The organism is Streptomyces sp. NPDC093801, assembly GCF_040701585.1.
GTDB lineage: Bacteria > Actinomycetota > Actinomycetes > Streptomycetales > Streptomycetaceae > Streptomyces.
The window spans coordinates 140,007-161,739 of sequence record NZ_JBFBDP010000021.1 but is presented as its reverse complement, the minus strand read 5'-3'; the positions used below and the strand labels follow the sequence as shown (position 1 = coordinate 161,739).

Annotated in this window: 24 protein-coding genes; 21 read left to right on the top strand and 3 right to left on the bottom strand. The window is 71.7% G+C overall.

Features of this window, described 5'->3' with window-relative positions; translation table 11 throughout:
- Positions 1 to 88: 88 nt before the first annotated feature.
- A complete protein-coding gene (locus AB0469_RS24760) occupies positions 89 to 871 on the bottom strand; it encodes a peptidylprolyl isomerase (RefSeq protein ID WP_366453622.1) in 783 nt (260 codons plus the stop codon).
- 152 nt (positions 872 to 1,023) lie between these two features.
- On the opposite strand from AB0469_RS24760, the gene AB0469_RS24755 reads away from it, so the two are divergent.
- From AB0469_RS24755 to AB0469_RS24740, 4 genes are all read left to right on the top strand, one after another.
- Positions 1,024 to 1,734, top strand: coding sequence for an MBL fold metallo-hydrolase (locus tag AB0469_RS24755; RefSeq protein ID WP_042817822.1), 711 nt, complete (start codon positions 1,024 to 1,026; stop codon positions 1,732 to 1,734).
- A gap of 8 nt (positions 1,735 to 1,742) precedes the next feature.
- Positions 1,743 to 3,002 (top strand): histidine--tRNA ligase, encoded by a 1,260-nt coding sequence (hisS, locus tag AB0469_RS24750; RefSeq protein WP_366453620.1) that lies wholly within the window; start codon positions 1,743 to 1,745, stop codon positions 3,000 to 3,002.
- A gap of 177 nt (positions 3,003 to 3,179) precedes the next feature.
- Positions 3,180 to 3,794, top strand: coding sequence for a vitamin K epoxide reductase family protein (locus tag AB0469_RS24745; protein WP_366453619.1), 615 nt, complete (start codon positions 3,180 to 3,182; stop codon positions 3,792 to 3,794).
- 53 nt (positions 3,795 to 3,847) lie between these two features.
- Entirely contained in the window at positions 3,848 to 5,197 is a 1,350-nt protein-coding gene (locus tag AB0469_RS24740; protein ID WP_366453618.1) for a replication-associated recombination protein A, read from the top strand.
- Positions 5,198 to 5,224: 27 nt separating this feature from the next.
- Here the strand turns inward: AB0469_RS24740 and AB0469_RS24735 are convergent, their stop codons facing one another.
- Complete coding sequence (locus AB0469_RS24735; RefSeq protein WP_366453617.1) at positions 5,225 to 6,145, bottom strand: DUF2470 domain-containing protein; 921 nt, start codon at positions 6,143 to 6,145, stop codon at positions 5,225 to 5,227.
- A gap of 55 nt (positions 6,146 to 6,200) precedes the next feature.
- On the opposite strand from AB0469_RS24735, the gene rpsD reads away from it, so the two are divergent.
- The 16 genes from rpsD to nusB all read left to right on the top strand — a co-directional run bounded on the left by rpsD (position 6,201) and on the right by nusB (position 20,199).
- Positions 6,201 to 6,812, top strand: coding sequence for a 30S ribosomal protein S4 (gene rpsD / locus AB0469_RS24730; RefSeq protein WP_007263048.1), 612 nt, complete (start codon positions 6,201 to 6,203; stop codon positions 6,810 to 6,812).
- Between the two features lie 176 nt (positions 6,813 to 6,988).
- Positions 6,989 to 7,417: a DUF948 domain-containing protein gene (locus tag AB0469_RS24725; RefSeq protein WP_366453616.1), complete on the top strand. Its 429-nt coding sequence runs from the start codon at positions 6,989 to 6,991 to the stop codon at positions 7,415 to 7,417.
- An 8-nt stretch (positions 7,418 to 7,425) separates the two neighbouring features.
- On the top strand, positions 7,426 to 7,779 hold the full coding sequence (locus AB0469_RS24720; protein WP_366453614.1) for a DUF6167 family protein: 354 nt from the start codon (positions 7,426 to 7,428) through the stop codon (positions 7,777 to 7,779).
- Complete coding sequence (gene alaS, locus AB0469_RS24715; RefSeq protein ID WP_366453613.1) at positions 7,779 to 10,448, top strand: alanine--tRNA ligase; 2,670 nt, start codon at positions 7,779 to 7,781, stop codon at positions 10,446 to 10,448. Before AB0469_RS24720 ends, alaS begins: the two co-directional genes overlap by 1 nt.
- A 2-nt stretch (positions 10,449 to 10,450) precedes the next feature.
- A complete protein-coding gene (ruvX, locus tag AB0469_RS24710; protein WP_366453612.1) occupies positions 10,451 to 10,921 on the top strand; it encodes a Holliday junction resolvase RuvX in 471 nt (156 codons plus the stop codon).
- A 128-nt stretch (positions 10,922 to 11,049) separates the two neighbouring features.
- The gene (gene mltG, locus AB0469_RS24705) at positions 11,050 to 12,765 is read left to right on the top strand and encodes an endolytic transglycosylase MltG (RefSeq protein ID WP_366453611.1); all 1,716 of its coding nucleotides are present in this window, start codon (positions 11,050 to 11,052) and stop codon (positions 12,763 to 12,765) included.
- Positions 12,766 to 12,771: 6 nt separating this feature from the next.
- Positions 12,772 to 13,596, top strand: a complete 825-nt coding sequence (locus AB0469_RS24700) for a shikimate dehydrogenase (RefSeq protein ID WP_366453610.1) — start codon at positions 12,772 to 12,774, stop codon at positions 13,594 to 13,596.
- A gap of 37 nt (positions 13,597 to 13,633) precedes the next feature.
- On the top strand, positions 13,634 to 13,825 hold the full coding sequence (locus AB0469_RS24695; RefSeq protein ID WP_366453609.1) for a hypothetical protein: 192 nt from the start codon (positions 13,634 to 13,636) through the stop codon (positions 13,823 to 13,825).
- 114 nt (positions 13,826 to 13,939) lie between these two features.
- The gene (gene aroC, locus AB0469_RS24690; RefSeq protein WP_042812886.1) at positions 13,940 to 15,124 is read left to right on the top strand and encodes a chorismate synthase; all 1,185 of its coding nucleotides are present in this window, start codon (positions 13,940 to 13,942) and stop codon (positions 15,122 to 15,124) included.
- Positions 15,121 to 15,639 carry a shikimate kinase gene (locus AB0469_RS24685; protein ID WP_042812887.1) on the top strand — a complete coding sequence of 173 codons (519 nt, stop codon included), beginning with the start codon at positions 15,121 to 15,123 and terminating at the stop codon, positions 15,637 to 15,639. The genes aroC and AB0469_RS24685 overlap by 4 nt, the downstream gene beginning before the upstream one ends.
- Complete coding sequence (gene aroB / locus AB0469_RS24680; protein ID WP_366453608.1) at positions 15,636 to 16,727, top strand: 3-dehydroquinate synthase; 1,092 nt, start codon at positions 15,636 to 15,638, stop codon at positions 16,725 to 16,727. The genes AB0469_RS24685 and aroB overlap by 4 nt, the downstream gene beginning before the upstream one ends.
- Positions 16,724 to 17,164 (top strand): type II 3-dehydroquinate dehydratase, encoded by a 441-nt coding sequence (gene aroQ, locus AB0469_RS24675; protein ID WP_042812889.1) that lies wholly within the window; start codon positions 16,724 to 16,726, stop codon positions 17,162 to 17,164. Before aroB ends, aroQ begins: the two co-directional genes overlap by 4 nt.
- A 46-nt stretch (positions 17,165 to 17,210) precedes the next feature.
- Positions 17,211 to 17,945 carry an AAA family ATPase gene (locus AB0469_RS24670; protein WP_366453607.1) on the top strand — a complete coding sequence of 245 codons (735 nt, stop codon included), beginning with the start codon at positions 17,211 to 17,213 and terminating at the stop codon, positions 17,943 to 17,945.
- Between the two features lie 84 nt (positions 17,946 to 18,029).
- Positions 18,030 to 19,136: an aminopeptidase P family protein gene (locus tag AB0469_RS24665; RefSeq protein ID WP_366453606.1), complete on the top strand. Its 1,107-nt coding sequence runs from the start codon at positions 18,030 to 18,032 to the stop codon at positions 19,134 to 19,136.
- Between the two features lie 59 nt (positions 19,137 to 19,195).
- Positions 19,196 to 19,762 carry an elongation factor P gene (efp, locus tag AB0469_RS24660; protein WP_366453605.1) on the top strand — a complete coding sequence of 189 codons (567 nt, stop codon included), beginning with the start codon at positions 19,196 to 19,198 and terminating at the stop codon, positions 19,760 to 19,762.
- 2 nt (positions 19,763 to 19,764) lie between these two features.
- Positions 19,765 to 20,199 carry a transcription antitermination factor NusB gene (nusB, locus tag AB0469_RS24655; protein WP_366453604.1) on the top strand — a complete coding sequence of 145 codons (435 nt, stop codon included), beginning with the start codon at positions 19,765 to 19,767 and terminating at the stop codon, positions 20,197 to 20,199.
- A gap of 160 nt (positions 20,200 to 20,359) precedes the next feature.
- Here the strand turns inward: nusB and bldD are convergent, their stop codons facing one another.
- On the bottom strand, positions 20,360 to 20,860 hold the full coding sequence (gene bldD, locus AB0469_RS24650) for a transcriptional regulator BldD (protein WP_007263032.1): 501 nt from the start codon (positions 20,858 to 20,860) through the stop codon (positions 20,360 to 20,362).
- Between the two features lie 229 nt (positions 20,861 to 21,089).
- Here bldD and pyrR point away from each other — a divergent pair, with 229 nt between their 5' ends.
- Positions 21,090 to 21,677 carry a bifunctional pyr operon transcriptional regulator/uracil phosphoribosyltransferase PyrR gene (gene pyrR / locus AB0469_RS24645; protein ID WP_366453603.1) on the top strand — a complete coding sequence of 196 codons (588 nt, stop codon included), beginning with the start codon at positions 21,090 to 21,092 and terminating at the stop codon, positions 21,675 to 21,677.
- Positions 21,678 to 21,733 lie beyond the last annotated feature (56 nt).

Below are 21,733 nucleotides of genomic sequence, written 5' to 3'. Positions count from 1 at the left end.
CGACCGCCGGGCCGGCTGTCCGCATCCCGCACGACGGAATATCGCCGCAGGGGCCGCGGGCCGGCCGGGCCGGGGCCGCCGGCCCCCGTCAGTTCTTGGTGACGGCGGCCTTCTCGATGGTCACGGGGGTCTTCGGAGCGCCGTCCTGCGCCCCGTCGGCGGTCCCGGCCTTGGCGACCTCTTCCAGCACCTTCAGCCCGGCCGCGTCGATCTTCCCGAAGGGGGTGTACGAGGGGGCGAGCGGGCTGTCCTTGTAGACCAGGAAGAACTGGCTGCCGCCGGTGCCGGGCTGCCCCGTGTTGGCCATCGCCACCGTGCCGGCCGGGTAGACCACCTGGCCCTGCTCGTTCGGCTTGCCCAGGGAGTCCAGGTTCTCGTCCGGGATGGTGTACCCCGGTCCGCCCCGGCCGGTGCCCTCGGGGTCGCCGCACTGGAGCACGTAGATCCCGGAGGTCACCAGGCGGTGGCACTTGGTCTTGTCGAAGAAGCCCTTGTCGGCGAGCGACTTGAAGGAGTTGACCGTCTGGGGGGTCTTCGACGCGTCCATCTCGAACTTCACGTCGCCCGCGCTGGTCTTCAGGTCGAAGGTGTACTTCGCCTTGTCGTCGATCGCCATCGCCGGGGACGGCGACTTCTTCGGCTCGGGCAGCGACGGGGAGGCCGAGGGCTCGGCCGACGCGTCGTTCTCGTCCTTGCCGTCGAAGACACCGCCCGCGATCAGGCCGATCAGGGCCACGATCACGGCGGCCGAGGCGGCACCGATGATCGCCAGCCGCTGCCGCGACTTGCGGCGGGCCTCCGCGCGGCGCTTCTGCTGGCGCTCGTACTTCTCCCTGGCGAGCTGTCGCCGACGCTGATCGCTCGTGACCACCGGGTCGTCTCCTTGTGCGTCTCTGGTACCGCTGTCCGGGCTCGGTTAGGCCGTACCGTATATGGGTTCGCTGTGTAATGAGGGGCGCCGGTAGGCTCTGAGCAGCAGATTCCGAACTGCTGCCGCCCGCCGGACGACGATTGAGGACGAACGTGCTGATTGCCGGGTTCCCCGCCGGGGCCTGGGGGACCAACTGCTACCTGGTCGCCCCCGCCGCGGGTGAGGAGTGCGTCATCATCGACCCGGGCCACCAGGCCGCCCAGGGAGTCGAGGAGACGCTGAGGAAGCACCGTCTCAAGCCCGTCGCGGTCGTCCTGACCCACGGCCACATCGATCATGTGGCCTCCGTGGTCCCGGTGTGCGGAGCGCACGACGTTCCCGCCTGGATCCACCCCGAGGACCGCTACATGATGAGCGATCCGGAGAAGGCCCTCGGCCGCTCCATCGGCATGCCGCTCATGGGGGAGCTGACCGTCGGCGAGCCGGACGACGTCCGCGAGCTGACCGACGGCAGCGCCCTGAAGCTGGCCGGGATGGAGTTCTCGGTGGCGCACGCGCCCGGGCATACCAAGGGGTCGGTGACCTTCCGGATGCCCGAGCAGGCCGACGTACCGCCGGTCTTCTTCTCGGGCGACCTGCTCTTCGCCGGCTCCATCGGACGCACCGACCTGCCCGGCGGCTCCCACGCCGAGATGCTCCAGTCGCTGGCCCGCGTGTGCCTGCCGCTGGAGGACTCGACCGTGGTGCTGTCCGGCCACGGTCCCCAGACCACCATCGGCCGCGAGCGCGCGACCAACCCGTACCTGCGGGAGGTCGCCGCCGGCCTGGGAGACGGCACCGCCGCCCCACGACGAGGAATGTGACGAGTTTCGTGAGCACCTTCAAGGCCCCCAAGGGCACCTACGACCTGCTGCCGCCCCGCTCCGCCAGCTTCCTGGCGGTGCGCGAGGCGATCTCCGCACCCCTGAGGAACTCCGGCTACGGATACGTCGAGACCCCCGGGTTCGAGGACGTGAAGCTGTTCTCCCGCGGGGTCGGCGAGTCCACCGACATCGTCAGCAAGGAGATGTACACCCTCACGACGAAGGGCGGCGACGAGCTCGCCCTGCGCCCCGAGGGCACCGCCTCCGTGCTGCGCGCGGCCCTCCAGGGCAACCTGCACAAGCTGGGCAGCCTGCCCGTCAAGCTCTGGTACTCCGGCTCGTACTACCGCTACGAGCGCGCCCAGGCGGGCCGCTACCGGCACTTCTCCCAGGTCGGTGCCGAGGCCATCGGCGCCGAGGACCCCGCGCTGGACGCCGAGCTGATCATCCTCGCCGACCAGGCGTACCGCTCGCTGGGCCTGCGCGACTTCCGCATCCTGCTGAACTCGCTCGGCGACAAGGAGTGCCGCCCGGTGTACCGGGAGGCGCTGCAGGGCTTCCTGCGCGGCCTCGACCTCGACGAGGAGACCGTGCGCCGGGCCGAGATCAACCCGCTGCGGGTCCTCGACGACAAGCGGCCCGACGTGCAGAAGCAGCTGGTCGGCGCCCCCGTGCTGCGCGACTACCTGTGCGACGCGTGCAAGGCGTACCACGAGGAGGTCCGGGCGCTGGTCACGGCCGCCGGGGTCGCCTTCGAGGACGACGAGAAGCTGGTCCGCGGGCTCGACTACTACACCCGCACCACCTTCGAGTTCGTCCACGACGGCCTGGGCTCCCAGTCCGCGGTCGGCGGCGGCGGCCGCTACGACGGCCTGTCCGAGATGATCGGCGGACCGGCCCTGCCGTCGGTCGGCTGGGCGCTGGGCGTGGACCGGACCGTGCTCGCCCTGGAGGCGGAGGGCGTGGAGCTGGACATCCCGGCGGCCACGGCGGTCTTCGCGGTCGCGCTGGGCGAGGCCAAGCCGGCCGTGTTCGGCCTGGTGACCGAGCTGCGCAGGGCGGGGGTCGCGGCCGACATGTCCTACGGCGGAAAGGGCCTCAAGGGCGCCATGAAGGACGCCAACCGCAGCGGGGCGCGCTTCGCGGTCGTCGCGGGCGACCGCGACCTGGCCGAGGGCGTGGTCCAGCTCAAGGACATGGAGTCCGGCGAGCAGAGCGCCGTGGCGGTGTCCGACCTGGTCGCCGAGGTACGGGCCCGCCTGGCCTGAGGTCCGTCCGGTCCGTGACGCGGCTGCGCCGGGGGCGGGGCGGGGAGCACTCCCCGCCCCGCCCCCGGCGTCCGTTCCCGGCCGTCCTTATCCGGATCGAACGGAAGGCGGCGTCCGCCGTACGGCACAATGGCCGTGCTTGATGACCTTGCCGATGTGGGATGTGGAGCGGGCGGGATGACGACTACGGGTGCTGGCGCGGATACCGCTCCGCGGACCTACGGCGGGAGCCGGGCGCTGGCCCTGCTGCTGGTCATCACCGGAGCGGCGGCCCTGCTCGCCGCCTGGGTGATCACCATCGACAAGTTCAAGCTGCTGGAGGACCCGAACTTCACGCCGGGCTGCAGCCTGAACCCGGTCGTCTCCTGCGGCAACATCATGAAGAGCGAGCAGGCGTCGGCGTTCGGCTTCCCGAACCCGATGCTGGGCCTCGTCGCCTACGGGATCGTCGTCTGCGTCGGCATGAGCATCATCGCCGGCGCCCGCTTCCGCCCCTGGTACTGGCTGACCCTGAACGCCGGCATGCTCTTCGGCGTCGGCTTCTGCGCCTGGCTGACCTACCAGTCGCTGTACAACATCAACTCGCTGTGCCTGTGGTGCTGCCTGGCCTGGGTCTGCACGATCCTGATGTTCTGGTACGTCACCTCCTACAACGTCCGCACGGGCCTGCTGCCCGCGCCCGCCTGGCTGCGCGGCTTCCTGGACGAGTTCACCTGGGTCCTGCCCGCCCTGCACATCGGGATCATCGGGATGCTGGTCCTGACCCGCTGGTGGGACTTCTGGACCTCCTGAGCCGGCCCGGCCGTCCGGGCGGCCCTGTCGGTGGCCTCGCATAGGCTCTAGGGGTGGAACCAGACCTCTTCACCGCAGCCGCCGAGGAACGCCGGGAGAAGGATCCGGCCAGCGCCCCGCTGGCCGTCAGGATGCGCCCGCGCACCCTGGACGAGGTGGTCGGCCAGCAGCACCTGCTGAAGCCCGGCTCACCGCTGCGCCGCCTGGTGGGGGAGGGGGCCGGGGGACCGGCCGGAGCCTCGTCGGTGATCCTCTGGGGGCCGCCGGGGATCGGCAAGACCACCCTCGCCTACGTGGTCAGCCAGGCCACCCGGAAGCGGTTCGTCGAACTGTCGGCGATCACGGCGGGGGTCAAGGAGGTCCGGGCCGTCATCGAGGGCGCGAAGCGCGCCGCCGGCGGCTACGGCCAGGAGACCGTCCTCTTCCTCGACGAGATCCACCGCTTCAGCAAGGCGCAGCAGGACTCCCTGCTGCCGGCCGTGGAGAACCGCTGGGTCACCCTGATCGCGGCGACCACGGAGAACCCGTACTTCTCGATCATCTCCCCGCTGCTCTCGCGCTCGCTGCTGCTGACGCTGGAGCCGCTCACCGACGGCGACCTGAGCGGGCTGCTGCGGCGCGCGCTGGAGGAGGAGCGGGGGCTGGGCGGCGCGGTCTCGCTGCCCGCCGACGCCGAGGCGCACCTGCTGCGGATCGCCGGGGGCGACGCCCGCCGGGCGCTGACCGCGCTGGAGGCGGGGGCCGGATCGGCGATCGCCAAGGGCGAGGAGGAGATCACCCTCCAGACCCTGGAGGAGGCCGTCGACCGGGCGGCGGTCCGCTACGACCGGGACGGCGACCAGCACTACGACGTGGCGAGCGCGCTGATCAAGTCCATCCGGGGCTCCGACGTGGACGCGGCGCTGCACTACCTGGCCCGGATGATCGAGGCCGGCGAGGACCCCCGGTTCATCGCGCGGCGGTTGATGATCTCCGCGAGCGAGGACATCGGCCTGGCGGACCCCACCGCGCTGCCGCTGGCGGTGGCGGCGGCCCAGGCGGTGGCGATGATCGGCTTCCCGGAGGCCGCGCTGACCCTGTCGCACGCCACCATCGCCCTGGCGCTGGCCCCGAAGTCCAACACGGCGACCACCGCGATCGGCGCCGCGCTGGCCGACGTACGGGCCGGTCTGGCCGGTACCGTGCCGGCGCACCTGCGCGACGGGCACTACAAGGGCGCGGCCAAGCTGGGGCACGCCGTCCGATACGTCTACCCGCACGACGTCCCGGGAGCCATCGCCGCCCAGCAGTACGCCCCGGACGAGATCCACGGCAAGCGGTACTACGAACCGACCCGCTACGGGGCGGAGGCCCGGTACGCGGACGTGGTGGAGAAGGTCCGCGAGCGGCTGCGCGGGAACTGAACCCGGCCGGGGGCGCGGCGGCGCCCCTCAGCGGGCGGCCGCGGCGAACAGGGAGCGCAGGGCGCGGCGCAGACCGCAGACGTCGGCCACCGGCTCGGGGAAGTCGAAGCGGGCGTCGAAGGCGGCCCGGCCGGGCCCGCCGGTGAAGCGCACGCGCAGCCCGAGGCGGTCCAGGGCGAGGGGAACGGGGGTCAGCCCGGCCGCCTCCCGGGAGCCCAGCAGTCCGCAGAGGCCGGCGAGCCGGTCGGGGTGGACGGAGGCCAGGTGCTGCAGGAGCTCCGCCTCGTGGGCCGTCATCGGGTCCGGCTCGGCCGCCGCCAGCTCCTCCGGGTCCACCCGGGCGGCGCCCCACAGGTCGTCCACGGAGATCTCGCCGACTTCCAGGCGCAGCAGCATCCAGGCCGGACGGCCCGCGTGCGGGGCGTCGAGGGACTCGGTCAGTCCGAGCAGCCCGCCCACCGGGTGGCGCTCGGCCATGAGGGCGGCGCAGACCGCGCGGTCGGCCCCGCGCACCGGCGTCAGCCACCCGGCCAGCCGGGCGCGGCCCCGTATACGATGGGGCACGGACACCGGCGCCACGTCCGTGATCTCGATCACGGCGGGGAGGTCGTCGTCCTGGGCGTGAGCGGCGGCCCTGGCCGCCGCGGATTCCCCTGGCACAAGGAGAATCACGTCCCCGTCCGGGGCGACGGTCCGCGCGGCCGGCGTCCCTGTCCCGCACTCGTGCTGGTCACGGGTCCACACCTGGTCACGAGCACCCGGCAGAGTGAGGGATACTGAGGCGTTGGACTCTACGAGGGTTCGTACGCGTTCGGCTCCGGTGAGCTGCCGAACGCCTTCCCTGGGACGCGGCTGACCTTGCTTATCGTCGGCGCAAGCGGATTCTGTTTCGTCTGAATCCGAACTGCGTTGCGCACTGGGCAGGGGGATCCCATGCGGTCGAGACATTACGTCCTCCTCGATAAGGTAAGCCTCACCTAACTTACATGGAGGTAGGTTCCCCGTGAACCAGAAGCGACCCAAGGTCAAGAAGTCCCGCGCCCTCGGCATCGCCCTGACGCCGAAGGCCGTCAAGTACTTCGAGGCCCGCCCCTACCCGCCGGGCGAGCACGGCCGTGGCCGCAAGCAGAACTCGGACTACAAGGTCCGTCTGCTCGAGAAGCAGCGTCTGCGCGCCCAGTACGACATCTCCGAGCGCCAGATGGCCCGCGCGTACGACCGCGCGAAGAAGGCCGAGGGCAAGACGGGCGAGGCGCTGGTCGTCGAGCTCGAGCGTCGTCTGGACGCCCTGGTCCTGCGTGCCGGCATCGCCCGCACCATCTACCAGGCCCGCCAGATGGTCGTCCACGGCCACATCGAGGTCAACGGCGGCAAGGTCGACAAGCCGTCGTTCCGCGTGCGTCCCGACGACGTCATCACGGTTCGCGAGCGCAGCCGCGAGAAGCACCCCTTCCAGGTCGCCCGCGAGGGTGGCTACGCCGGTGAGGGTGAGACCCCGCGTTACCTGCAGGTCAACCTGAAGGCCCTGGCCTTCCGCCTCGACCGCGACCCGAACCGCAAGGAGATCCCGGTCATCTGCGACGAGCAGCTCGTCGTCGAGTACTACGCCCGCTGATCCAGCGGACGTAGCCGCTCACAGGCTGGTCCGGCCCGCCGTCCCCTCCGGGGGCGGCGGGCTTTGCCGTATCCGGAGGAGCACCACTGGAATCCGGTACTGCGGCGGATCTCCGGCGCGATAGGGTCGGAGCAGACTTAACCCGTAGGTTTTCCAGATTCAGGAAGCGGTGCAACGTGTCCGGTGGAGAGGTGGCCGGGATCATCGTGGCCGTCTTCTGGGCCATCCTGGTCTCCTTCCTCGCAGTGGCGCTGGCCAGGCTCGCCCAGGTGCTCAGGGCCACCACCAAGCTGGTGGCCGACGTCACCGAGCAGGCCGTCCCGCTGCTGGCGGACGCCTCCACGACCGTCCGCTCCGCGCGCACCCAGCTCGACCGGGTCGACGCCATCGCGAGCGACGTCCAGGAGGTCACCTCCAACGCCTCCGCGCTGTCCTCCACCGTCGCCTCCACCTTCGGGGGCCCGCTCGTCAAGGTCGCGGCCTTCGGGTACGGGGTGCGCAGGGCACTGGGCAGGACCGACACGGGACCCGAGCGGACCCCCCGGCGCACCGTGATCGTCGGCCGCACGGTGCCGGAGCCCCGGCGCCGCAAGCAGAAGGGCTGAGACCTCCGATGTTCCGCCGAGCCTTCTGGTTCACCGCCGGCGCCGCCGCCGGCGTCTGGGCCACCACCAAGGTCAACCGCCAGCTCAGGAAGCTGACGCCGGAGAGCCTCGCGGCCCAGGCGGCCGACAAGGCCGTGGAGGCGGGCCACCGCCTCAAGGACTTCGCCCTCGACGTCAAGGCGGGAATGACGCAGCGCGAGGACGAGCTGAACGACGCCCTGGGCCTGACCCAGGACCCCGACCGGCCCGACAACGTCACCGCCCTCCCCGGGCCGCGGCGCCTGCGGGCCATCGCGAACGACACCACCACCCACCGCCGGAACCACTCGGCGATCACGTACAACCGGAATGAGGACCACTGATGGAGTCGGCTGAAATCCGCCGCCGCTGGCTGAGCTTCTTCGAGGAGCGCGGTCACACCGTTGTCCCTTCGGCGTCGCTCATCGCGGACGACCCGACTCTGCTGCTGGTGCCCGCCGGCATGGTCCCCTTCAAGCCCTACTTCCTGGGTGAGACCAAGCCGCCCGCGCCCACGCTGACCAGCGTGCAGAAGTGCGTCCGCACCCCGGACATCGAAGAGGTCGGCAAGACCACCCGCCACGGCACGTTCTTCCAGATGTGCGGCAACTTCTCCTTCGGGGACTACTTCAAGGAAGGCGCCATCAAGTACGCCTGGGAGCTGCTGACCAGCTCCGTGGCGGACGGCGGCTACGGCCTGGAGCCCGAGAAGCTCTGGATCACGGTCTACCTCGACGACGACGAGGCCGAGGCCATCTGGCGGGACAAGATCGGCGTCCCCGCCGAGCGCATCCAGCGCCTGGGCAAGAAGGACAACTTCTGGTCCATGGGCGTCCCCGGCCCCTGCGGCCCCTGCTCCGAGATCAACTACGACCGCGGCCCCGAGTTCGGCGTCGAGGGCGGCCCGGCCGTCAACGACGAGCGGTACGTGGAGATCTGGAACCTCGTCTTCATGCAGTACGAGCGGGGCGCCGGCGACGGCAAGGAGGACTTCCCGATCCTGGGCGACCTGCCGTCGAAGAACATCGACACCGGCCTCGGCCTCGAACGCCTCGCGATGATCCTGCAGGGCGTGCGCAACATGTACGAGACCGACACCCTGCGCGTGGTCATGGACAAGGCCACCGAGCTGACCGGTGTCGCCTACGGCGCCGCCGACCACTCGGACGTCTCCCTGCGCGTGGTCGCCGACCACATCCGCACCTCGACCATGCTCATCGGCGACGGCGTCACCCCCGGCAACGAGGGCCGCGGCTACGTGCTGCGCCGCATCATGCGCCGCGCCATCCGCAACATGCGCCTCATGGGCGCCACCGGCCCCGTGGTCAAGGACCTGATCGACGTCGTCGTCGACACGATGGGCCAGCAGTACCCGGAGCTCGTCACCGACCGCAAGCGCATCGAGACCGTCGCCATCGCCGAGGAAGCCGCCTTCCTCAAGGCCATCAAGGGCGGCACCAACATCCTCGACACCGCCGTGACCGAGACCAAGGCCGCCGGCGGCACGGTCCTCTCCGGCGACAAGGCGTTCCTGCTCCACGACACCTGGGGCTTCCCGATCGACCTCACCCTGGAGATGGCCGCCGAGCAGGGCCTCTCCGTGGACGAGACCGGCTTCCGCCGCCTGATGCAGGAGCAGCGCGACCGCGCCAAGGCCGACGCCAAGGCCAAGAAGACCGGCCACGCCGACGTCTCCGCCTACCGCGAGATCGCCGACGGCTCCGGCGCCACCGAGTTCACCGGCTACGCCACCAACCAGGGCGAGGCCACCATCGTCGGCCTCCTGGTCAACGGCGTCTCCGCGCCCGCCGCCTCCGAGGGCGACGAGGTCGAGGTCGTCCTCGACCGCACCCCCTTCTACGCCGAGGGCGGCGGCCAGCTCGCCGACCAGGGCCGCATCAAGCTCGACACCGGTGCCGTCATCGAGGTCCGCGACGTCCAGCAGCCCGTCCCGGGCGTCTCCGTCCACAAGGGCTCCGTCCAGGTCGGCGAGGTCACGGTCGGCGCCTCCGCGTACGCCGCGATCGACATCAAGCGCCGCCGGGCCATCGCCCGCGCCCACTCGGCCACCCACCTGACCCACCAGGCGCTGCGCGACGCCCTCGGCCCGACGGCCGCCCAGGCCGGCTCCGAGAACAGCCCCGGCCGCTTCCGCTTCGACTTCGGCTCCCCGAACGCCGTCCCCGGCACGGTGCTCACCGACGTGGAGCAGAAGATCAACGACGTGCTCTCCCGCGAGCTCGACGTCACCGCCGAGATCATGAGCATCGACGAGGCGAAGAAGCAGGGCGCCATCGCGGAGTTCGGCGAGAAGTACGGCGAGCGCGTGCGCGTCGTGACCATCGGCGACTTCTCCAAGGAGCTCTGCGGCGGCACGCACGTCGGCAACACCGCCCAGCTGGGTCTGGTGAAGCTGCTCGGCGAGTCCTCCATCGGCTCCGGCGTGCGCCGCGTCGAGGCCCTGGTCGGCGTGGACGCGTACAACTTCCTCGCCAAGGAGCACACGGTCGTCGCCCAGCTCCAGGAGCTGGTCAAGGGCCGTCCGGAGGAGCTCCCGGAGAAGATCGCCTCCATGCTCGGCAAGCTGAAGGACGCCGAGAAGGAGATCGAGAAGTTCCGGGCGGAGAAGGTCCTCCAGGCCGCCGCCGGCCTCGCCGCCGGCGCCCAGGACATCCGCGGCGTCGCCCTCGTCGTCGGCCAGGTGCCGGACGGCACGGGCGCCGACGACCTGCGCAAGCTGGTCCTGGACGTCCGCGGCCGCATTCCCGGCGACCGCCCGGTCGTCGTCGCACTGTTCACCGTGGCGAACGACCGCCCGCTGACCGTCATCGCCACCAACGAGGCGGCCCGCGAGCGCGGCCTCAAGGCCGGCGACCTGGTCCGCACCGCCGCCAAGACCCTCGGCGGCGGCGGTGGCGGCAAGCCGGACGTGGCCCAGGGCGGCGGCCAGAACCCGGGCGCCGTGCCCGAGGCCATCGCCGCGGTCGAACGCCTCGTCGTCGAGACGGCCTGACGATGAGCCTGCGCCGCGGCCGCCGTCTGGCCATCGATGTCGGAGACGCCCGGATCGGGGTCGCCTCGTGCGACCCCGACGGGGTGCTGGCCACGCCGGTGGAGACCGTCCCGGGCCGGGACGTCCCGGCCGCCCACCGGCGGCTGCGGCAGCTCGTCGAGGAGTATGAGCCCCTCGAAGTCGTCGTCGGCCTCCCCCGCTCGCTCAGCGGGCGGGAGGGGCCGGCCGCGGCCAAGGTGCGTGCCTTCGCGAACGAACTGGCCAAGGGCGTCAAACCGGTGACGGTCCGTCTGGTGGACGAGCGGATGACCACGGTCACCGCCGCCCAGGGCCTGCGCGCCTCCGGGAGGAACGCGAAGAAGGGCAGGTCGGTCATCGACCAGGCGGCCGCCGTGGTCATCCTCCAGAACGCTCTTGAGACCGAACGGGTATCAGGCAATCCGCCCGGCGAGTGCGTCGAAGTGGTTGTCTGATCGCAATACGGTAACGTTCCGCGCGATGAGACGGCATTCGAACAGCCGTCGCCCACCACTCAAGAGGCGGAACCGGGTGCCGCGGCCGAAATGAGCCGCGGCCTACGTCTCGCGGCTCTAGGGGACCGATGACTGACTATGGCCGGGGCCACGGCTCCGAACCGTGGAACCCCCAGGACCCCCTCTACGGGGACCAGGGGTGGACCGCGCACCAGACGCAGCAGGGGCAGGTGCCCTACGGCGGTGACCCGCAGCAGCAGTACCAGCACCCTCTGGAGCCGCAGCACCAGGACCTGCAGTACCAGCAGCCCCAGTACCAGCAGGAATACCCGGCGCAGTACCCGCAGCAGCAGCCGCAGTACGCCGAGCAGCAGGCGTACGCGGCGCAGCACGCCCAGGGGCAGCAGCAGCTCCAGCAGCCGCCGTACGAGGGCCAGGGCTGGGACGGCGGCCACGAGCAGCAGTACATGGCCGCCGTCCAGACCGACCCCTACGCGGGCGCCGACCCCTACGCCCAGCAGTCGGCCGGGGCCTACCCCGGCGAGGCGCCCGACCTCTACGCGACGCCCGACGCCTTCCCGCCGCCGCAGCCCCCGAACCAGCGCCACCTGGAACCGGAACCGGCCGAGGCGGAGGAACCGGAGGAGTCCCTCCTGCCCGCGGACGGCGAGGACGACGCCGAGGAGCCCGCGCCCGGCGGCCGCCGGGCGGGCCGCGGCAAGGGCGGCAAGGCCGGCAAGAAGAAGCAGCAGAAGAAGCGCAGCGGCACCGCCTGCCTGATCGCCGCCGTGGTGATCCTCGGCGTCGTCGGCGGTGGCGGCTACTACGGCTACGGCTACCTGAAGGACCGGTTCGGCGCGACCGAGGACTTCGCGGGCGAGGGCACGGACGAGACCGTCGACGTCGAGATCCCCAAGAACGCGGGCCTCGGCCAGATGGGCCGCATCCTGAAGGAAGCCGGCGTGGTCGCCAGCGCCCAGGCCTTCGTGGACGCCGCGAACGCCAACCCCAAGGGCAAGTCGATCCAGCCCGGCATCTACCCGCTGAAGAAGAAGATGTCGGGTACGGCCGCCGTCGCGCTGATGATCGACCCCAGCAAGCTCGCGGTGATCACCGTCCCCGAGGGCATGCGCAACGCCGACGTCTACAAGGCGATCGACAAGAAGCTCGGCAAACCGGACGGCACCACCCGGGAGATCGCCCAGCGCGAGTCCAAGAACCTCGGCCTGCCGGCCTGGGCCGCGAGCAACCCCAAGGTCATGGACCCGCTCGAGGGCTTCCTGTACCCGATGCGGTACGACCTCAAGAAGGACAGCACCCCCGAGTCCCTGCTCAAGCAGATGGTCAAGAACGCCTCCGACAAGTACGCGGAGCTGGGCATCGAGGCCAAGGCCAAGGAGCTCAACCTGGAGAACCCGCTCCAGGTGGTCACCGTCGCGAGCCTCGTCAACGCAGAGGGCAAGAACCACGACGACTTCCGCAAGATGGCCGAGGTGGTCTACAACCGCCTCAAGAAGACCAACGACGTCACGAACCAGAGGCTCCAGTTCGACTCGACGTACAACTACGTCAAGGGCCAGAGCGAGATCAACTTCAACCTGAAGGAAGCCCAGGCCTTCGACCACCCGTACAACACGCACTTCGTCAAGGGCCTCCCGCCCGGCCCCATCGACAATCCCGGCCTGGACGCGCTGACCGCTACGCTCAACCCCGATCACGGCGGCTGGATGTTCTTCGTGTCGGTCGACGGCAACAAGACGACCTTCACCAAGACCTACGACGAGCACCTGAAGCTCGTCGCGGAGTTCCAGGAGCGCCAGGCGCAGAAGAAGAACGGCGGGTAGCAGGACATGTCACGGACGCGGGCCGCGGTGCTGGGTTCTCCCATCGAGCACTCCCTCTCACCGGTACTGCACCGGGCGGCCTACCGGGAGCTCGGCCTCGACGACTGGTCCTACGACCGGTTCGAGATCGACGAGGCCGCGCTCCCCGGGTTCGTGGCGGGCCTGGGGCCCGAGTGGGCCGGGTTCTCCCTGACGATGCCGCTCAAGCGGGCGGTGATCCCCCTGCTGGACGAGATCAGCGACACCGCCGCCTCGGTGGAGGCGGTCAACACCCTCGTCCTCACCGCGGACGGCCGCCGCGTCGGCGACAACACCGACATCCCCGGCATAGTCGCGGCCCTGCACGAACGCGGGGTCGACAAGGTCCCCGCCGCCGCCGTCCTCGGGGCCGGCGCCACCGCCTCCTCGGCGCTGGCCGCCCTCGCACGGATCTGCACCGGCGAGATCACCGCGTACGTCCGCTCGGCCGCCCGCGCCGACGAGATGCGCCGCTGGGGCGAGCGGCTCGGCGTGGACGTCCGCACCGCCGACTGGTCGCGGGCCGCAGAGGCCCTGTCGGCCCCTCTGGTGATCGCCACCACCCCGGCGGGCGCCACCGACGAACTCGCCGCCGCCGTACCCGCGGCCCCGGGAGCACTCTTCGACGTCCTGTACGACCCCTGGCCCACCGCCCTCGCGGCCGCCTGGTCCGGCCGCGGCGGCACCCTGCTCGGCGGCCTCGACCTCCTCGTGCACCAGGCCGTGCTCCAGTTCGAGCTGATGACCGGCCGCACCTGCGGCCCCCTGGCGGCCATGCGGGCCGCGGGAGAGCGGGCGCTCGCCGCGCGTTAGGCTTCCCACCTGCTGTTCTTCGGGGTGAGGGGGGCGCGTGGAGGCGTTCGGGCAGGGTCAGACGCTGGCGTCGAAGTGGGACGCGGCGTACGGCGTCGTGATGTTCGTGAAGGTGATGCTCGGCAGTCTGCCGGCCTGGGCGAAGTGGACCGTCGGCTCCCTCGTGGCCGTCCTGCTCGTCCTGGAGGGCTACCGGTGGTGGCGCCGGCGTGAGACGGCCGTCCGATAGCTGGACCGGAGAGCGGTGGTACCCCCGGGACGTGGGAGGATTCGGGTACCGGCGGTCGCGGTCCGCGCACCGGACACGCCGTGGCAGTGCCAGGCGCGAGCATGAGGAGCATCGTTGAGCAGGTTGCGTTGGCTGACCGCAGGAGAGTCGCACGGACCGGCCCTGGTCGCGACGCTGGAGGGCCTTCCCGCCGGCGTCCCGGTCACCACCGAGCTGGTGGCCGACCACCTGGCGCGGCGCCGCCTCGGCTATGGACGCGGTGCCCGGATGAAGTTCGAGCAGGACGAGGTCACCTTCCTCGGCGGCGTCCGCCACGGGCTGTCCCAGGGCTCCCCGGTCGCCGTGATGGTCGGCAACACCGAGTGGCCCAAGTGGGAGACGGTCATGTCGGCCGACCCCGTGGACCCCTCGCTGCTCAAGGACACCGGCCGCAACGCGCCGCTGACCCGCCCGCGCCCCGGCCACGCCGACCTCGCGGGCATGCAGAAGTACGGCTTCGACGAGGCCCGGCCGATCCTGGAGCGCGCCAGCGCCCGTGAGACCGCCGCCCGCGTCGCCCTCGGCGCCGTCGCCCGCTCCTTCCTCAAGGAGGTCGCGGGGATCGAGATCGTCTCGCACGTGGTGGAACTGGCCTCGGCCAAGGCCCCCTACGGCGTCTACCCGACCCCCGCCGACGTCGAGAAGCTCGACGCCGACCCGGTGCGCTGCCTCGACGCCGACGCGTCGAAGGCGATGGTCGCGGAGATCGACCAGGCCCACAAGGACGGCGACACCCTCGGCGGCGTCGTCGAGGTCCTCGCCTACGGCGTGCCCGTCGGCCTCGGCTCCCACGTCCACTGGGACCGCCGCCTCGACGCCCGCCTCGCCGCGGCGCTCATGGGCATCCAGGCCATCAAGGGCGTCGAGGTCGGCGACGGCTTCGAGCTGGCCCGCGTGCCCGGCTCCCAGGCCCACGACGAGATCGTGTCCACGCCCGAGGGCATCAAGCGCACCTCCGGCCGTTCCGGCGGCACCGAGGGCGGCCTGACCACCGGCGAGCTGCTGCGCGTCCGCGCCGCGATGAAGCCCATCGCGACCGTGCCGCGCGCCCTGGCGACCGTCGACGTGGCCACCGGCGAGGCGGCGGTGGCGCACCACCAGCGCTCCGACGTCTGTGCCGTGCCCGCCGCGGGCATCGTCGCCGAGGCCATGGTCGCGCTCGTGCTGGCCGACGCGGTCGTCGAGAAGTTCGGCGGCGACTCCGTCCCCGAGACCCGGCGCAACGTGCAGTCCTACCTCGACCACCTGCAGATCCGGTGACGGGCGGACCGCTCGTCGTCCTCGTCGGCCCCATGGGGTCCGGCAAGTCCACGGTGGGGACGCTGCTCGCCGAGCGGCTCGGCGTCGCCTACCGGGACACGGACGCGGACATCGTCGCCGCCCAGGGCCGCGAGATCTCCGACATCTTCGTCGACGAGGGCGAGCCGTACTTCCGTGAGCTGGAGCGGCGGGCGGTCGCCACCGCCGTCGCCGAGCACACGGGGGTCCTCGCCCTCGGCGGCGGCGCCGTCCTCGACGCGGACACCCGCGCCCTGCTGGCCGCCCTGCCCGTCGCCTACCTGTCGATGGAGGTCGAGGAGGCCGTGCGCCGCGTCGGCCTCGGCGCGGCCCGCCCGCTGCTGGCCGTCAACCCGCGCCGCCAGTGGCGCGAGCTGATGGACGCGCGGCGCCCCCTGTACACCGAAGTAGCGCGCGTCGTGGTGGCCACGGACGAGCGCACCCCCGAAGAGGTCGCCCAGGCGGTCCTCGACGCACTGGAGTTGAAGGACGTATGACAGACCAGGTGACGCGGATCCAGGTCGGCGGCGGCGCCGGACACGACGCGTACGACGTGCTGGTCGGCCGGCAGCTGCTCGGCGAGCTGGGCGGCCTCATCGGCACCAGGGCCCAGCGGGTGGCCGTGATCCACCCCGAAGCCCTCGCCGAGACCGGCGAGGCGCTGCGCGCCGACCTGGCCGAGCAGGGCTACGAGGCCATCGCCATCCAGGTGCCCAACGCCGAGGAGGCCAAGACCGTCGAGGTGGCGGCCTACTGCTGGAAGGCGCTGGGCCAGTCCCACTTCACCCGCACCGACGTGATCGTCGGCGTGGGCGGCGGCGCCACCACCGACCTGGCCGGCTTCGTCGCGGCCTCCTGGCTGCGCGGGGTGCGCTGGGTCGCGGTCCCGACCACCGTCCTGGCGATGGTGGACGCGGCCGTCGGCGGCAAGACCGGCATCAACACCGCCGAGGGCAAGAACCTCGTCGGCGCCTTCCATCCGCCGGCCGGGGTGCTGTGCGACCTCGCCGCGCTGGACTCGCTGCCGGTCAACGACTACGTCAGCGGCCTCGCCGAGATCATCAAGGCCGGCTTCATCTCCGACCCGGTGATCCTCGACCTGATCGAGGAGGACCCGCAGGCCGCGCGCACGCCCGAGGGCCCGCACACGGCCGAGCTGATCGTCCGCTCCATCCGGGTCAAGGCCGAGGTGGTCTCCAGCGACCTCAAGGAGTCGGGGCTGCGGGAGGTCCTCAACTACGGGCACACCCTCGCGCACGCCATCGAGAAGAACGAGCGCTACAAGTGGCGCCACGGCGCGGCCGTCTCCGTCGGCATGGTCTTCGCCGCCGAGCTGGGCCGCCTCGCGGGCCGCCTCGACGACGCGACGGCCGACCGGCACCGGTCCGTCCTCTCCTCCGTCGGCCTGCCGCTGACCTACCGCGGCGACCAGTGGCCCAAGCTGCTCCAGACCATGCAGGTCGACAAGAAGTCCCGCGGCAACCTGCTGCGCTTCATCGTCCTCGACGGGCTGGCCAAGCCGACCGTCCTGGAGGGGCCCGACCCGGCCCACCTGATCGCCGCGTACGGCGAGGTGTCGGCGTGAGCCGCCCCGTCCTGGTGCTGAACGGCCCGAACCTGGGCCGGCTCGGCTCCCGCGAGCCCGACGTCTACGGGGCCACCTCGTACGCCGGCCTGGTCGAGAGCTGCCGCACCCTGGGCGCCGAGCTCGGCTTCGACGTCGAGGTCCGCGAGACCAACGACGAGGGGGAGCTCGTACGCTGGCTGCACGAGGCGGCGGACGGGAAGATCCCGGTCGTGATCAACCCGGGTGCCTTCACGCACTACTCGTACGCCATGCGCGACGCGGCCGCCCAGCGCACCGCGCCGCTGATCGAGGTGCACATCTCCAACCCGTACGCCCGGGAGGAGTTCCGGCACACCTCGGTCATCGCGGCCGTGGCCACCGGTACCGTCGCCGGCTTCGGACTGGGCTCCTACCGGCTGGCGCTGCGCGCGCTGGCCGAAGAGCTCACGGCCTGAGATAACGTTCTCGCATCAGTCGCCTGAACGAGACGGAGTGGCGAGGATGCAGCACGGAGTGGGGGGCTGGGGTCCGCCGGGACATCCCCCGGCGGCACCCCCGCCACCGCCGATACCCCCCGCACAGGGCTGGCCGGCGCCCCCGGTGCCCGAGGCGACCGGGCACATCCCGCTGCCCCCCGTCGCGCCCGCACCTCCCTCTCCCCCCGCCGGGGGGACGGGCGGCGCCGTGCTCGCCGTCCTGCTCATCGGCCCGGCGGGCGCCGGCAAGACCACCGTGGCCCGGCACTGGGCGGCGACCCGCCCGGTGCCGACCGCGCACATCAGCCTGGACGACGTCCGCGAATGGGTCCGCTCGGGCTTCGCCGACCCGCAGGCCGGCTGGAACGACCACTCCGAGGCCCAGTACCGCCTCGCCCGCCGCACCTGCGGCTTCGCCGCCCGCAACTTCCTGGCCAACGGGATCTCCTGCATCCTCGACGACGCCGTCTTCCCGGACCGGCCCGTGGTCGGGCTCGGCGGCTGGAAGCGCCACGTCGGCCCCGCCCTGCTCCCGGTCGTACTGCTCCCCGGCCTGGAGATCGTCCTGGACCGCAACGCCGCCCGCTCCGGCAACCGGCGCCTGTCCGACGAGGAAGTCGCCCGCATCCACGGCCGGATGGCCGGCTGGTACGGCTCGGGGCTGCCGATCATCGACAACTCCCACCTCGACGTGGAGGCCACCGCCCGGGCCCTGGACGAGGTCCTCGCCCGGGCCCTGGCCAGCCCTCCCCGCTGGTAGGAGCCACGGGGGAGGGGGCCGCCCCGGCCCCGTCCGGACGCGCTCGCCGGGCCGGATGCGCGGGGCGCTCGTAGGCTCGAAGACATGTCAGACGTGTACGCGGCCCGCAGGGGCCTGCTCCGCGAGCGCTGCGCCGCCGCGGGCAACTCCGCCGCCCTGATCACGCGTCCGGCGAACGTCCGCTACCTCGCCGGGGCGTCCCCGCTGGGCGCCGTCCTGCTGGTCGGGCCCGCCGATGACGAGCTCTTCTGCGCCGCCGCCCCCACCGGCGAGGTCGACGAGGGGCGGCTGGACGAGGGGCTGGCGCTCAGTCTGCTGGGCGGCCCCGGCGCCGATCCGGCGGTGGCCGCGGCCGACCGCGCCGCCGCCGTGCGCGCGGACTCCCTCGCCGTCGAGGAACACCACCTCACCGTCGCCCGGCACCGTGCCGTGGGCTCCGTCGCCCCCCGGCTGCGCCTGGCCGACCTGGGCACCGCCGTGGAGCAGCAGCGGCTGGTCAAGGACGAGGAGGAGATCGCCTGCCTGCGCATCGCCGCCGAGATCGCCGACCAGGCCCTCGGCGAGCTGCTGGAGTCGATCCTGGTCGGGCGGACGGAACGCCACCTGGCCCTGGAACTGGAACGCAGGCTCGTCGACCACGGCGCCGACGGCCCGGCCTTCCCGACCTCCGTCGGCACCGGCCCGCACTCCGGCCGCTCCCGGCACCGGCCCTCGGACCGGCGGGTGGAGGAGGGCGACTTCCTGTCCGTCTGCCTCGGCGCGAACTACCGGGGCTACCGCTGCGAGATCGGCCGCACCTTCGTGATCGGCACCACTCCGGCCGACTGGCAGATCGAGCTGTACGACCTGGTCTTCGCCGCCCAGCGGGCCGGCCGGGAGTCGCTGCTGCCCGGGGCCGCGTACCGGGAAGTGGACCACGCGGCGCGGTCCGTACTGGACTCGGCGGGGCACGGCGATGCCCTCGCCGGGTGCATGGGACACGGGGTCGGCCTCGAAATCGACGAGGACCCGCAGCTTGCACCTACGGCAATGGGTAAACTGGACGCTTGCGTGCCGGTCACCGTCGAACCGGGGGTTCACCTCCCGGGCCGGGGAGGTGTCCGGATCGATGACACGCTCGTCGTGCGCCCCGAGGCGGACGGCGGTCCCGAGCTACTCACCATTACGACCAAGGAGCTGCTCGCACTGTAGTCCGCTGTGCCGGGCTGGGTGCGCCTCCCTGGTCTTCCAGTGCAGGAGATTCCGCAACCGTGGCTTCCACGAACGACCTCAAGAACGGCATGGTGCTCAAGCTCGACGGTGACCAGCTCTGGTCCGTCGTCGAGTTCCAGCACGTCAAGCCCGGCAAGGGCCCGGCCTTCGTGCGCACCAAGCTCAAGCACGTGCTCTCCGGCAAGGTCGTCGACAAGACCTTCAACGCCGGCACGAAGGTCGACACCGCCACGATCGACCGCCGTGACATGCAGTTCTCGTACATGGACGGCGACTACTTCGTCTTCATGGACATGCAGACCTACGACCAGCTGATGGTCGACCGCAAGGCCGTCGGCGACGCCGCCAACTTCCTCATCGAGGGCTTCACCGCCTCCGTGGCCCAGCACGAGGGCGAGGTGCTCTACGTCGAGCTCCCGGCCGCCGTCGAGCTGACCATCGAGCACACCGACCCGGGCGTCCAGGGCGACCGCTCCACCGGCGGCACCAAGCCCGCCAAGCTGGAGACCGGCCACGAGATCCAGGTCCCGCTCTTCGTCACCACCGGCGAGAAGATCAAGGTCGACACCCGCACCAGCGCCTACCTCGGCCGGGTGAACGGCTAACCGTGGCTGCCCGGAGCAACGCGCGCAAGCGCGCCTTCCAGATCCTCTTCGAGGCCGACCAGCGCGGCGTTCCCGTGCGCGAGGTCCTCGCGGACTGGATCCGGCACGCGAATGCGGACGTCCGGCAGCCGCCGGTCAACGCCTTCACGATGGACCTCGTCGAGGGGTACTCCGAGAAGGTGAACCGCATCGACGACCTGATCGTCACCTACGCCGTGGACTGGGAGCTCGACCGCATGCCGGTCGCCGACCGGAACATCCTGCGGCTGGGCGCCTACGAGCTGATCTGGGTCGACGAGACCCCGGACGCCGTGGCGATCGACGAGGCGGTGCAGCTGGCGAAGGAGTTCTCCACGGACGACTCGCCCGCGTTCGTCAACGGCCTGCTGGCCCGCTTCAAGGACCTGAAGCCGAGCCTGCGCCGCGGCGAGGACTGACGCGCGCACCGCGCACACACGGAAGGGCCCGCAACGTCCGCGTTGCGGGCCCTTCCGTGTGCGCGCCCCGTGCGGGACACGAAAAACCGGCGGGTGCCGGGACCCTGGGGTCCCGGCACCCGCCGGTACGTTTCTGCTGGTGGCCGGCCCCGGCCGGGGACTAGATGTCCTCGTGGGCCACGGCGCGGCGCGCGTCGGCGTCGAGGACGCCCCAGCTGATCAGCTGCTCGGTCAGGACCGAAGGGGACTGGTCGTAGATGACGGCCAGGGTGCGCAGGTCGTCCTGGCGGATCGACAGCACCTTGCCGTTGTAGTCGCCGCGCTGGCTCTGGATGGTGGCGGCGTAACGCTGGAGCGGGCCGGCCTTCTCGGCGGGCACGCCCGCCAGGCGCTCCAGGTCGAGGCGCAGCTTCGGCGGCGGCTCGGCGGCTCCGCCCGGGGTCGTGCCCGGGAGCAGCTCCTGGACCGGAACCCCGTAGAAGTCCGCCAGCTCGGCCAGGCGCTGGACGGTCACGGCGCGGTCCCCGCGCTCGTACGAACCGACCACCACGGCCTTCCAACGGCCCTGGGACTTCTCCTCGACTCCGTGGAGGGAGAGGCCCTGCTGGGTGCGGATGGCGCGGAGCTTGGCCCCGAGCTGTTTGGCGTATTCGCTGGACATAACGCTCCCGGACGCTGTGACGTGCGGCTCCGCCGCGCGGCTGGTAACTCACTGTGAGGTTACGCAGCGTTACGTGGATGCGTCAAGCCGAATGGTCGTCGACGCCCTCGTACGGGGAGGAGCGCGGGGCCCCGGTGCGCAGGTGGCCGCGGGGTCCTGGTACCGTGGACGGCGTACATCAGACGTCCTTTAAGGTCCGTCCCGTGAGGCGGAGAAGGAGGTCCTCTTCATGGACAGCCAGGTTTCCCAGGTCTCTCCCGATGAAGCGATGCGCCCCGTGCTGGAAGCGCAGGACATCGCCCGGGTCCTGACCCGTATCGCCCACGAGATCGTCGAACGCGCCAAGGGCGCCGACGACGTGGTGCTCCTCGGCATCCCCACCCGCGGTGTCCACCTCGCCCGCCGGCTGGCCGCCAAGCTCGAGGAGATCACCGGGACGAAGGTCCCGGTCGGCTCCCTCGACATCACCATGTACCGCGACGACCTGCGGATGAAGCCCGCGCGGGCCATCGGCCGCACCGAGATCCCCGGTGACGACATCGACGGCCGCCTCGTGGTCCTCGTCGACGACGTGCTCTTCTCCGGCCGCACCATCCGGGCCGCCCTCGACGCGCTCGGCGACCTCGGCCGCCCCCGCGCCGTCCAGCTCGCGGTCCTCGTCGACCGCGGCCACCGTGAACTTCCGATCCGCGCCGACTACGTGGGCAAGAACCTGCCCACGTCGCTGCGGGAGACCGTCAAGGTCCAGCTCCAGGAGGAGGACGGCCGCGACGCCGTACTGCTCGGCCAGCGGACCGTCCAGGCAGCAGCGCAGTAGCCCACCCCGGGTACGGGGCCCCGAGGCGGGGTCCGTGCCCCGGCCTGCCCTGCCCG